The following is a 12,074-nucleotide window of genomic DNA, read 5'->3' as shown; positions in this document are numbered from 1 at the left end:
TACCTAAGTAAGCCTAACCCACCCGCCCGAAGCACTCAGGTCCCGCGGATGTAGAAGACCTTGCTGACGCCGGCCTGGTAGTTGTAGCAAAGCGGGAAGTACACCCGGTACGGAATCAGGCCCTTGTACGCCGGTTGCGCGTTCAGCACGAATTTCCCGCTGTACGAGCGGATGTTCCCGGCCGGGCTGACGGTCTTCCACTGCGTCGCGCCGTACAGCCGCTGCAGGTACACCTTGCAGGACGACGGCGCGCCGGCGACCACGCCGTTCACCGGGACGATCGTGCCGACCGTGGCGCTGGTCTTCGACGGCGTCGCGGAGACGATGCCGGGGCGGGCCGGGACGAGCCCGAGTCCGCCGTTCGACGACGGGTTGCCGGGCAGTAGCAGGCAGTTGACGAAGTCGGCGAGCGAGGCCGGGTACGACTTGGTCACCGTGCCGGCGACGTCGGTGAGGTTCGTGTAGCCCGGGCCCATGTACTCGGCGCAGGTGTTGTCGTTGCCGAGCACCACGCGGAGCCGACTGCCGTACGGCCTCCCGGTCTGGGTGTCGGTGACGGCCCACTTGATCGAGTACGGCTTGCCGAACGGTACGACCTTCGGGATCACCGACGCGCTGATGCGGGGAATGTGCGTCCCGATGACCGCGAGCGACGGGCCGCTGAACGGCGTCGGGTCGGTCATGTCACCACTGCCGGGGAAGAACGGGCCGTGGATCACGCCGGTCACCTTGAAGGTGCCGTTGGCTGTCGAGGGCACGTACAGGTGACCACTCCAGGTCCCGTTGGCGAGCCGCGGCAGGCTGGTCGAGATCATCGACGTCGCCGGGCCCGATCCGCCGGTCCGTTGGAGGATGACGAGCACCGGGGTCTTCGCGTCTTCCGCATCGGTGAACTTCCCGGTCACCGTGACCGTGAGCGGGAAGGTATTGAGGCCGGTGACCGCGACCGCGGGCTGGTTGATCGCCACCGCGTCGATCTTCAGGTTCGGGTCCGGGCTGGCCTGGGCGGTGATCGGCACCGCCCCGAGCCCCAGCACGACCAGTGCAGCAAGGATTCGAGCCTTCATTGATCAGACCCCTTTGATCGTGAACGTCTTGGTGACAGCCGAAACGAAGGGCTCACACGCCGGGAAGTAGACCCGATAGGGGATAACCCCGACGTACGACGGTTGCGCGTTGAGCGTGAACCGGCCGGACTGCCGGACCTTGCCGGAGCTGACGTTGCGCCACTGCGTCCGGCCGTACAGCCGCTGCAGGTACACCGGGCATGCCCCGGTCAGGTGTGCGACCGAGCCGTTGACCGGGACGATCGTGCCGACCTTCGCGCTCGCCTTCGACGGCACCGCGGCGATGACGGTCGGCCGCGCCGGGAACAGCCACTGCCCGACGATGTAGTACGGGTCGGCGTAGATGTGCGCGCAGTTCAGCGCGCCGGCGTCGTTCGCCGTGTAAGCCTTGGTGATCACGCCGTTCGTACCCGTCTTGTACATGGGGCTGCCGCCCTCGGCGCAGGGCGTGTCGACGCCGAGGCCGATCGGGATCCGGGTGCCGTACGGCTTGCCTGTCGCCGTGTTCGTGACCGCCCAGGTGATCGTGTACGGCTTACCGAACGGCACGATCCGCGGGTTCACCGCCGCGGTGATCTTCGGCTGGTTCGTGCCCTTCACCGTGATCGTCTGGCCCGCGTACGGCGTCGGGTCGACCGGCGTACCGGGATCGGGGCCGCCGTACGGACCGGTCATCACACCGGTGACCTTGAACGTGCCGTTCGCGGTCGAGGCGACGTTGAGCCGCCCGGTCCAGGTGCCGTTGGCAAGCGTTCCGCCGGTCCGCTTCAGGTCGGCCGAGACGATGTCGCCGCGCGCCCCGGTGCCGCTGGTGCGTTTCAGCAGCAGGTTCAGCACGAGGCTCTCGTCGCCGGGTTCGCTGGAGCGGTAACCGCCCTTGACCGTGACGTTGATCGGGTACGTGTTCAGGCCGGACACCGCGACCGACGTACGGTCGAGGGTGACCTGGGTGATCGTCAGGTTCGGATCCGGGTCGGCCTGCGCCGCTGTCGGAACCGCACCGAGCAACAGCCCCACCGCGGACGCTGTTGCCAGCGTCGCCAGGACCGGTTTGATTCGCATGCACCGAGGGTGACAGCGGTACAGGTCGCTTCCAAGCCTTGCGGCTCAGAACTGCTCGATCGGGCCGCCGCGTGTAGACCGGTTGCCGGCCTCGTCAGATAGTGGCCCGATTCAACTGCCGGGCGGCGATTGTTAACCACCCAGTCATGTACAGACCGTGTCGGGTACGGCTACGGTCCGCACGCTGGTCCAATGAGTTCGGTCTTCGGCAGTGATCGGTACCCGGCGTACTCGGTCATCCGAACCGACAAGGTCGGCAATTCGATCTCGCTCGGCAACGTCCTGCCGGAGAGTCAGGCGATCCTCTTCACCGGTCCACCCGGTATGGGCAAGACCTCGGAGCTGTACCGCGCGGAGGACCTGGCCGAGGCGAACGGCTGGTCCACGATCCGGCTCAACGCGTCCGCGAACGCCCCGCTCGAGCACCAGCTCACGATCGCGATCCGCTCGAGTATCGACGAGCTGCGCAAGCGCTTCAGCCGCCGCGCGGTGCGCAAGCTGGACAACACGGTCGGCCAGCTGACCCGCAGCGGCGGCAACAAACGCCTGGGCGTCGAGCTGCGTTTCGGCGGCGGCCCGTTCCCGATGGAGTACGTCGGGAAGATGGAGCGCGACACCACGGCGTACAGCGAACTCGGCACCACGCTCACCGACTTCGCCGACGAGCTCGGCAAGCTGACCGGGGACAACGGCCGGCCGATCCTGCTGCTGGTGGACGGAATCGACCAAGCTCTGGAAAACGACCAGGCCGGGCTGAACGAATTGGCGATTCACATCGAGCAGATGGACCTGCCGGTCTGGTTGGTCGCGGCCGGTGGAGCGCGGTCGACCTGGTCGCTGATGAACGCCTCCCGGCGGATGTCCGGTATCGCCACCACGATCAGCAACCAGTTCGACGTCCGCGAGCTCGGACCGCTGCCCGACGATCAGGTCTGGAAAGCCCTGACCCTGCCGCTCCAGGACCACGGGATCGCGTACGAGCACGACGCCATCGACCGCCTGGTCGCGTCCGCGAACGGCGACCCCTCCCGGCTCCGGTCGCTCAGCCAGGCCGCGATCGCCTATCAGGACCAGCAGGCCGGGATCACGGTCAGCTCGGTGCAGGCGGCGATCGCCCACGTCAACGCCGACGCGGCCGAGACGTACCAGGACCACTGGAACCAGAAGAGCACCACGCACGCGCAGAAGGACCTGCTCGTGCTCGTCGCATCGCAGGGGCCGAACAGCGTGTACATGCCGGCCGTGACCCAGGCCGCCGGCGCCGGCAAGTGGCAGGAGATCGACCAGGCCCGCCAGCAACTCGTTGCCCGCGGCATGCTGCGCGAGCACGGCGGGGGCGTCGTCACGATCCCCGACGAGGGATTCCGGGACTGGGTCAACGACTACGTCGGGCAGACACCGGATCCGGTGCCCGAGCTGACCAACGGTCCAGCCGTCTCCCGCGGCGACGTGGCGCTCGCGCCGGTCCACCCGACCAGTGATCGCGAGCTGGTCAACCAGGTGTTCGGCATCTCGGGACAGCTCGTTCACGAGGTCAAGCGGACGGACGCGCAGGGCCGTCCGATCTCGCTCGAGGACCGCGGTCCGACCGGCACGTCACTGCTGTTCACCGGCGCGCCCGGCAGCGGCACAAGTCATGAGCTCACCCGGACCAAGGAGATGGCCGACGCGGAGGGCTGGATCGCGATCCAGCTGGACGCTTCCCGGCGGGAGGGGCTCGAGGCCCGGTTCATCCGCGCCGTCCAGGGTGAGATGGATGCCATCAAGAAGCAGTACCCGGCTGGCGAGGTGCGGGAGCTGAAACAGCTCCTGAACCGGATGGCGGTCCGGACCGCCAACTTGATGAAGACCAATCAGCTCCGGTTCGGCCTGGCGCCCGGTCCGAAGGTCGGCATCCACAAGAGCACGGTGGAGGGCATCAAGAAGGACTCGGTCGGCACCACCCTGAACGAGGTCGCGGAACACCTCGGCAAGATGGCGCACCCGAGCCGGACTCCGATCCTGGTGATGGTCGACAACCTGGACGCCGCGTCGAAGGAAGACCTGTACGTCCTGACCTCGCTGTCGGCACACCTGAAGGAAGTCCGGCATCCGATGTTCCTGATCGCCGCCGGCGGCGAGGAGGCGACCAGTCGGTTGCTCGAGGCATCGGGCGGGCACGCCGGCACCGAGACCAAGGAGGCCGGCAAGTTCGACGTACGCCGGCTGCAGCCGATCCACTCCGACGAGTTGCGGCTCGCGCTGACCGTGCCGCTCGACAAGGCCCGGGTCCGGTACGAGCCGGAGGCCGTCGACAACCTGGTCGCGGCGGCGAACGGCAACCCGACCCGGCTGCGTACTCTGGCCGCCGCCGCGCTCGAGCTCACCGACCACGGCCAGGGCATCACCGCCGACATCGCCGCGACTGCGACCGCACGCCTGAACGCACAGTCGCGCGCACTGTACGACGCCGCCTGGTACAACTGCTCGCCCAACGAGAAGGAACTGCTCGCGAAGACGTCTGTGCAGGGGTCGAACGGGATGGTCATCCCCTCGCGCTCCGAGCCGGCCGGGCCCGGGCGATGGAACCTCGACGAGGCATCCCACAAGCTGATCTCCCGCGGGCTGCTGACCCGCACCGGCTACCAGATCCGGGTCGCCGACCCCGGCTTCCAGGACTGGGTGCAGACCCGCCTGGGCTTCGCTGCCGCACAGTCCGGCATCGCCCGTCCGCAGGTCGTCGCCGGACAGGTCGAGTCGGGTTCCAACGCACCTCGGCCCGCCCTGGGTCAGGGCGGGCCGAGGCGTGAGGACGTGCAGGTCAATCGGCAGTTCTAGGGTCTAGTTCGGCCAGATGGAGTTGATCCACTCCGGGTGGTCGATGAACGGGTTCCGGTTGTGCTGGAACTGGTTGTAGATGACCTCGTTGCGGTTCTTCTCGAACGCGTCCGGCGGGTCGGCGGCCGCCCACGCTTTCAGCACCGACAGCTTGCCGATGTACGGCGCGGTGCCGTTGCCGACCGAGTTGTTCACCTCGAGGTTCGGGAACCCGTCGTCACCCTCGTACCGGACGGCCATGTAGAAGATCATCCGGGCGACGTCACCGCGGGCCGCGGCGCGCGGGGCGAACGAGTCGGAGTCCGCCGTACAGCCGGAGCACTGGGCGACCGCCGTACCGCCGTTGTCGAAGTCGAGGTTGCCGCGGGCCGAGTTCACCGAGACGTCCTCGGGGCGGAGGTGGTGGATGTCGGTGCCCGGGCCGGTCGCCGTACCGAAGTCGCCGTGGGACTTGGCCCAGACGTGCTCGCGGTTCCAGTCGTCGACGCCGCCGCCCTCGCTGCTCTTCGCGATCGAGCGGCCGGAGTAGATCTCGATGACGTTGCTGCTGTTGTTCGGGTCCTGGTCGGTGACCTCGAGCGCGTCCCAGACCTGGTCGTAGGTGAGCTTGGTCTGGCTCGAGATGATCGTGTGCAGCGCGGCCTTCAGTGCGGCGCCGGTCTTGCCCTCGGCGCCGGCGTAGTAGTCACCCGGGTCGCCGGGCGGGTCCGTCGTACCGCCGCCGCCGGTGAACGCCGTCGCGTTCTTCAGGCCGGGGTGCGAGAAGTACGCCGCCAACGTGCCGGTGACGGTGATCTGCTTGCCGAGCAGGCTCGGGTTGCTCTGCAGTCCGTACGACGCGCGGAACGCGGCCGGGATCTGGACGTAGAGCATCGCCGACGTACTCGTCTGGGTGGCCGAATCGGCGAGCGCCAGCGCGTAGTCGTTCGGGAAGTTGCTGCGGACAACGGTGCTGGTCGCGGTCGGCTGGCCGACCACGTACCCGCTGACGGACGCCGTGGAGTTGTCCTGGCGGCCGATCGCTGTCGCGACGGTGATCGTGGTGGCGGCGTTCGACGGTGTTATGCCGAAGCCGAGCAGTGCGAGTACGGCGGTGACGAGCAGCGCCGGACGGAACAATCGGGACACGGCTACTCCCAGGGGCGGGTGGGGACCGGACGCAGATCAGTCTGCCCAGCTTGCCGGGCCACGGAACATCCGGATTGCGAACACCCGGTGAAGGGTTGAACCGGTGGGGCGGTGAACGAGTGAGTGCCGTTCATCGCCCCACCTGGGTGGATGGGCCCCCATCAGGCCGTGACTGTCCGCCGCAGCCTGCTTGCCCACCCACCAGCGAGGTACTACTGGCGGGCAGTACCTCACCGACGAGGGTGGCGTGATGGCGGACGCCGTTTACGGACCGTACTCACTCCGGCACGCGTTGTCCATGGCTCGCGACCGCGATCTCACCGTACTGACAGGTCACTGACCCGTCAGGCGGTGACCACGGCGGCGTCGGTCTTCTGGGCGCGCTTCAACCCGTACAGCAGCAGCCCGATGGAGATCGCGCCGACGACGGCGTACGTGATCTTGCCGCCGATCCCGTCCCAGGTGGTGTGCAGCGCGACGGCCAGCGCGTACATCCCGACGAAGCCCGCGAAGTGCTTGCCGGACGGCGCGGTCACGTACCGCCACAGACCCCAGCAGGCGAGCCCGGTCCAGGCCGCGTGCCCGGCCGGCGACAGCAGCCCGCGGATGAACAGCGTCTGCTCGGCGGCGCCGACGTTCCCGTCCGACTGCAGCAGCGCGACGAACGCGTACCCCATCGTCTCGAGGACGGCGAACCCGGTGCCGACCGCGACGCCGATGACGATCCCGCGCCCGATCGAGGTCCGGTACCGGTGCCCGAAGAAGATCACCAGGATCGCCGGTACGACGAGCTTGGCCGCCTCCTCGATCAGCCCGACACCGACCATCGGCAACGTCCCGAGCCGCCGCATCGCGTCGTACTCGAGCAGGCCCGCGACCACCACGCCGACCACGCCGCCGAATAGCACGCACCCGCCGAGCGTCGGCCCGTCGATCAGCCACCGCCCGGACCGCCCGGCCGCGAACGTCACGAACGTCAGCGGTACGACGAGCGCACCGAGCAGGATCATCGTCGGGAACAGGTTCGGGTTCCCGGTGTCGGTGAGCACCGCCAGCACCGCGAGGTACAGCCCGGCGCCGATCAGGAACGTCCCCAACCAGGCCCACCGACGTACGAGCTGCTGTCCGGTCATGACCCGATGGTGCCGGTGATGGCGTGGTTGCGCCATGTCGCAGCTACGGCAGTGATGGACAGGGCTGATTGCTGTGACCTGATTGCAAACTCTGTCGGAAGAAGAGGTGGTCCTGCCCCCAACCTCTCGAAGGAGAATCCGCCTATGTCCTCCACCCGCCTCACCGCCGCCACCCTCGCGGCGATGCTGACCATCGGCACGCTGTCGGCGATCCCGGCCGCCGCCGCCCCGCCCACGGGATCCACAACGATCAAGACCTCCGCCGTCACGCTGATCACCGGCGACGTCGTCGAACTCGCCGATGCCGGCGGCGGCAAGAAGGCTGCCACCGTCACACCGGCGCCCGGCCGTGAAGGCGTCTCGTTCCACACCATCGAGGTCGACGGCGGACTCCGGGTGCTGCCGAGCGACGCTGTCCCGTACATCTCCACCGGCGTCCTCGACGTGGACCTGTTCGACGTCGACGAGCTGATCGCCGACGGGTACGGCGCCGCCGCCAACCTCCCGCTGATCGTGAAGGACACTCCCGGCCTCCGGGCCGACCAGAACCTCGCCGGTACGACGACCACCCGCCAGCTCCCGTCGATCGGCGGCCGGGCTGTGGACGCGGCCAAGGACCAGCTCCCCGCCCTGTGGAAATCGCTGAAGCCCGCCACGGGTGCCCGTTCCCTGAACAGCGGCATCACCAAGATCTGGCTCGACGGCAAGGTCCGTCCGGTGCTCGACAAGAGCGTCCCGCAGATCGGTGCACCCGACGCATGGAAGGCCGGGTACGAAGGTACGGGCGTCGAGGTCGCCGTACTGGACACCGGCGTGGATGCCACGCACCCGGACCTGACCGGCAAGGTCAAGGAGAGCGTCGACTTCTCTGGCAGCCCGAGCGGCACCGTGGACCACTTCGGCCACGGCACGCATGTCGCCGCCACGATTGCCGGCACCGGTGCGGGCGCGGGCGGTACCCGCAAGGGCGTCGCGCCGAAGGCGGACCTGCTGGTCGGCAAGGTGCTCGGTGACGACGGGTACGGGTACGACTCCTGGATCATCGCCGGGATGGAGTGGGCCGCGGCCGAAGGCGCGAAGGTCGTCAACATGAGTCTCGGCGGCGAAGCCACCGACGGCACCGACCCGCTCAGCCAGGCCGTCAACGACATCACCGCCCGGACCGGCACTCTGTTCGTCGTTGCCGCAGGCAACGAGGGTCAGGACGAGACGGTCGGTACGCCGGGCGCCGCCGCGTCCGCGCTCACCGTCGGGGCCGTGGACCGCAACGACCAGCTCGCGGACTTCTCCAGCCGTGGACCGCGTCTCGGCGACGCCGGCCTGAAGCCGGAGATCACCGCGCCCGGCGTCGGCATCATCGCCGCCCGCGCGGCCGGCACGATCATGGGCGACCCGATCGACGAGCTCTACACCTCCGCCTCCGGTACGTCGATGGCGACGCCGCACGTTGCCGGTGCAGCCGCACTGCTCGCGCAGCAGCACCCGGACTGGAAGGCCGACCAACTCAAGAACGCGCTGGTCAGCACGGCGAAGACGCAGCCTGACCAGACCGTGTACCAGCAGGGCGCAGGCCGGGTCGACCTGACCCGTGCGGTTGCGCAGAAGGTGACCGCGAGCGGCGTCGCCGACTTCGGCCTGGAAACCGGCACCCGCACAGTGACCTATAAGAACGACTCCGATACAGCGGTCACGCTGAACCTGGCCGCTCAGGTCACCAACCTCGACGACAAGCAGCCGGCGACCGGCTTCGCCCTGCCCGCGAGCGTCACCGTTCCGGCCAACGGCGCCGCCGACGTACCGGTGACCCTCGACCCGGCCAAGGTCGGTCGCGGTCAGTACAGCGGGTGGATCGTTGCCACCGGCCCCGATGGTGTCGTCACCCACACCGCGGTCGGCGCGCTCCGGTCCGGTCCGAAGCACAAGGTGACGCTGCGCGCGGTCGGCCTGGACGGCCGGCCCACCGGCGTACCGGTGATCTCGTTGTTCGGCGACAACTCGCGGTCCGACGTACTGGCGTGGATCCCGGACGGCGCGTCGTACACGGCCGAGGTCGAGGAGGGCACGTACCTGCTGCACTCGCTGGTCGAGAACTCGGACCCGCAGGACGAGCAGGTCAGCCTGTTCACCGACCCGAACATCGTGGTCAGCAAGGACACCGAGATCGTGATCGACGCGCGGAAGGCCGTCCCGATCACGATCGAGACGCCGAAGCCGTCGGAACAGCAGGCGGTGCTCAGCTACTACGTGCACCGCGTGTACGCCAACGGCCGCTCGATCAGCCACGGCGTGATGCACTTCAGCACGGTCAAGCAGGTCAATGTCACGCCGACCAAGCCGGTCAAGGACGGCACCTTCGAGTTCTCCTCCCGCTGGCAACTGGTGGCTCCGCTCGTCCAAGCCGCAGTCCCCGGAGTTCCCGGTCCCCTGGACATCAACCTGCTGCACCGGTCCCCTTCGTTCGAAGGCAAGCGGCGCTTTCCGCTCGTGTACTCCAACGCGCCCGTGCGTGGTGCGGTGGTCGTGATGGCGGCCGACGACGAGGAAGCTCAGATCGCCGCAGCAGCCGACGCCGGTGCCGCCGGTATCATCCTGGTCCGCCCGGCCGACTTCTCCGCCTGGACGGTCTGGCGCCCGACCGGGGACCGCGAGCCGATCCCCGCGATGGTCACGACCTTCAAGGACGGGCAGAAGCTGATCGACCGCGCCCGACGCGGCAAGGCGACGATCGACCTCACGCTGACCACCTCCAGCCCGTACCTGTACGACGTACAGCAGGTCTCGATCGGGTCGATCCCGGCGAAGATCGACTACAAGGTGACGCCGGCCAACAGCGCGCGCATCACCACGCGGTACGCCGACAACGGCGGGTTCAACTGGGCCAAGGAGCAGCGGTTCGGCTGGCGTCCGTGGCAGGAATTCTCCTGGAACGACTCCCAGCGGTTCGTCGAGACGCCGAAGGTGCGGGAGGAGTGGGTGACGTCCGGTGACTCGCTCTGGCAGCACCGGGTGCACCATCTCTACACCTGGGACGACATGAACCCGCTGGCCGGCGGGATGACGTCAGTACCTCGCTCGTACCGAACCGGTACGTCGGACGAGACGTGGTTCGGTCCCGTCGTACGCCCGGCTGCAGCGCCTGGTGTGCAGTCCACTCGGACCGGGGACCGGCTGTCGCTCCGGATCCCGTCTTTTGTGGACGCGGCCGGCCACTACACGGTCGGCGAGACCACTGCGTCGTCGGCGACCCTGTCCCGCAACGGTCAGGTCGTCGCCGAGCTCCCGGACGCGTGGGAGGACGTCATCACGTCCAGCGACGACGCGGCGTACAAGCTCGACCTGACGACCGAGCGCAAGGACTCCGAGGGGGAGTGGAACTGGGGTACTCACACCGAGACCTCGTGGGAGTTCCGCTCGACCAACCAGCCTGACGACAAGGCTGTGGCGCTCCCGCTGCAGCAGGTCAGCTACACCGTTCCGGTCGACCTGACCGGTCGGGTGGCAGCCCGTACGCACGCCATCGGCTTCGAGTCGCCGCGGGCGACCTCGTTGCAGGCCTGGGCGTCGTACGACGAAGGCAAGACCTGGAAGCGCCTCGTCGTGATCGGCGCCCTCGGCCACTACCTCGCCGTCGTACCGAACGCGCACGACTCGGTGTCGTTGAAGGTCGCTGCCACCGGACCGAACGGCGCAAAGATCACCCAGACAGTGATCCGCGCCTACGGCGTTCGCTAGAGCCAGTCGCGCTTTGCCGCCTGGAACGCCAGACCGGTCCTGGTGTCCACACCAGCCAGGACCATCAGGCGGTCCAGGCAGCGTTGCACTGTCCGTCGGCTGATGCCCAGCTGATTCGCGATCGACTTGTCCGGCACCCCAGCGACCAGGAGTGAGAGCAGGAGCCGCTCAGAGTCGTCCAGACCTTCTATCGGTTGCGCGTCGCCGGGCTGGAGCCGGACGGGTGTCGCCAGCTCCCAGTAGCTCTCGAAGAGCGCCAGCAGTGCGTCCAGGAGCTGGCCGCGGTTGATGATCGCCGCGGACGGCTCCCCGATGCTCTCGTCGTCGCGGACCAGCGGGCAGATCGCGGTCGACCGGTCCACGATCGCGATCCGCACCGGTAGCGTCGGCAGTACCCGGGCCTCCTCGCCCCAGCTGACCCCCTCGGCGATCGAGTCCAGCTCGCCGGGCGTCTCGATCAGCGCTCGCTCGTAGATGGCGCGGTACCGGACGCCGCGCGACAGAGCGCCGTACTCCTCGGTGTTCTCGGCGCCCTGCATCGCCAGCGGGTTCGCACGACAGAACCAGAGGATCTCCTCGCGGGCCGCGTTCTGCAGGTCGCGCAGCCGTTCGCGGAGGGTCGTGGCGCCGATGATCACCTCTACCAGGTGGTGCGCGTCCCGGCGGCTGGCGCTGGCCCGGAACTCCTCGCTCAGCGCGGCGACCGTCTTCCGGGCGGCCTCGAGCGACTCCTGGCGGCGCAACAGCGTCGTACCGAAGGCCACATCCGGCGGCAGCGGGCTGAACACTGGCTCGTCGGCCGCCTGGACTGTGACGAGGCCCTTCGCCTGCAACCGCTGCAGTACTTCGTCAGCCTCGTGCTGCGGCAGCTCGGCGACTTCAGCGAGCTCCGCGGCCCGCGCGGCGGACAGGCCGACCAGCAGCCGGTAGGTCTGCTCCTCACGCGCATCGAGCAACGAGCCGTCCTGCATTCCACCCCACCTCCGGGGACCCACCCTTTCAGGAATTGTTGGCACTTTTTGGTCACGGCACTGCCGTGTCATCACGGAAAGCCTGAAGGCCCGTCACTTTCCGGTCAGACGCCAGCGGAACTCGCCGCCGCCGAGCCCACCGCCCTGGAGAAAAGAATGATCAT

The 12,074-nt window shown here is 68.4% G+C and carries 7 protein-coding genes; 2 read left to right on the top strand and 5 right to left on the bottom strand.

Translation table 11 applies throughout. From position 1 onward, the window contains the following. Window positions 1-35: 35 nt before the first annotated feature. Together ACQPYH_RS00510 and ACQPYH_RS00505 are read right to left on the bottom strand one after the other, a co-directional pair. The gene (locus tag ACQPYH_RS00510; RefSeq protein WP_432884980.1) at window positions 36-1,067 is read right to left on the bottom strand and encodes a hypothetical protein; all 1,032 of its coding nucleotides are present in this window, start codon (window positions 1,065-1,067) and stop codon (window positions 36-38) included. Window positions 1,068-1,070: 3 nt separating this feature from the next. Further along, window positions 1,071-2,129, bottom strand: a complete 1,059-nt coding sequence (locus tag ACQPYH_RS00505) for a hypothetical protein (protein WP_432884978.1) — start codon at window positions 2,127-2,129, stop codon at window positions 1,071-1,073. Window positions 2,130-2,321: 192 nt separating this feature from the next. Here ACQPYH_RS00505 and ACQPYH_RS00500 point away from each other — a divergent pair, with 192 nt between their 5' ends. Then, window positions 2,322-4,946 (top strand): hypothetical protein, encoded by a 2,625-nt coding sequence (locus tag ACQPYH_RS00500; RefSeq protein ID WP_432884976.1) that lies wholly within the window; start codon window positions 2,322-2,324, stop codon window positions 4,944-4,946. A 3-nt stretch (window positions 4,947-4,949) separates the two neighbouring features. Here ACQPYH_RS00500 and ACQPYH_RS00495 read toward each other — a convergent pair whose 3' ends face one another. Together ACQPYH_RS00495 and ACQPYH_RS00490 are read right to left on the bottom strand one after the other, a co-directional pair. Further along, a complete protein-coding gene (locus ACQPYH_RS00495; RefSeq protein WP_432884973.1) occupies window positions 4,950-6,074 on the bottom strand; it encodes an endonuclease in 1,125 nt (374 codons plus the stop codon). A gap of 344 nt (window positions 6,075-6,418) precedes the next feature. Beyond that, window positions 6,419-7,207 (bottom strand): PrsW family intramembrane metalloprotease, encoded by a 789-nt coding sequence (locus ACQPYH_RS00490; protein WP_432884971.1) that lies wholly within the window; start codon window positions 7,205-7,207, stop codon window positions 6,419-6,421. A gap of 144 nt (window positions 7,208-7,351) precedes the next feature. Between ACQPYH_RS00490 and ACQPYH_RS00485 the strand changes: the two genes are divergently transcribed. Next, on the top strand, window positions 7,352-10,939 hold the full coding sequence (locus ACQPYH_RS00485) for a S8 family peptidase (protein ID WP_432884968.1): 3,588 nt from the start codon (window positions 7,352-7,354) through the stop codon (window positions 10,937-10,939). Here ACQPYH_RS00485 and ACQPYH_RS00480 read toward each other — a convergent pair. Next, window positions 10,936-11,910 (bottom strand): helix-turn-helix domain-containing protein, encoded by a 975-nt coding sequence (locus ACQPYH_RS00480; RefSeq protein WP_432884965.1) that lies wholly within the window; start codon window positions 11,908-11,910, stop codon window positions 10,936-10,938. The two genes, ACQPYH_RS00485 and ACQPYH_RS00480, sit on opposite strands and share 4 nt — an antisense overlap. Window positions 11,911-12,074: the final 164 nt, after the last annotated feature.

The sequence above is a fragment of the Kribbella sp. CA-245084 genome, assembly GCF_050942355.1.
Lineage (GTDB): Bacteria > Actinomycetota > Actinomycetes > Propionibacteriales > Kribbellaceae > Kribbella.
The sequence above is the reverse complement of the archived record's forward strand: the minus strand, read 5'-3'. Positions and strand labels throughout refer to the sequence as shown.

What these genes read in the sequence shown, in the direction of transcription:
- ACQPYH_RS00510 (WP_432884980.1), bottom strand. Translation starts at nt 1,067, where the DNA reads ATGAAGGCTCGAATCCTTGCTGCACTGGTCGTGCTGGGGCTCGGGGCG.
- ACQPYH_RS00505 (WP_432884978.1), bottom strand. Translation starts at nt 2,129, where the DNA reads ATGCGAATCAAACCGGTCCTGGCGACGCTGGCAACAGCGTCCGCGGTG.
- ACQPYH_RS00500 (WP_432884976.1), top strand. Translation starts at nt 2,322, where the DNA reads ATGAGTTCGGTCTTCGGCAGTGATCGGTACCCGGCGTACTCGGTCATC.
- ACQPYH_RS00490 (WP_432884971.1), bottom strand. Translation starts at nt 7,207, where the DNA reads ATGACCGGACAGCAGCTCGTACGTCGGTGGGCCTGGTTGGGGACGTTC.
- ACQPYH_RS00485 (WP_432884968.1), top strand. Translation starts at nt 7,352, where the DNA reads ATGTCCTCCACCCGCCTCACCGCCGCCACCCTCGCGGCGATGCTGACC.
- ACQPYH_RS00480 (WP_432884965.1), bottom strand. Translation starts at nt 11,910, where the DNA reads ATGCAGGACGGCTCGTTGCTCGATGCGCGTGAGGAGCAGACCTACCGG.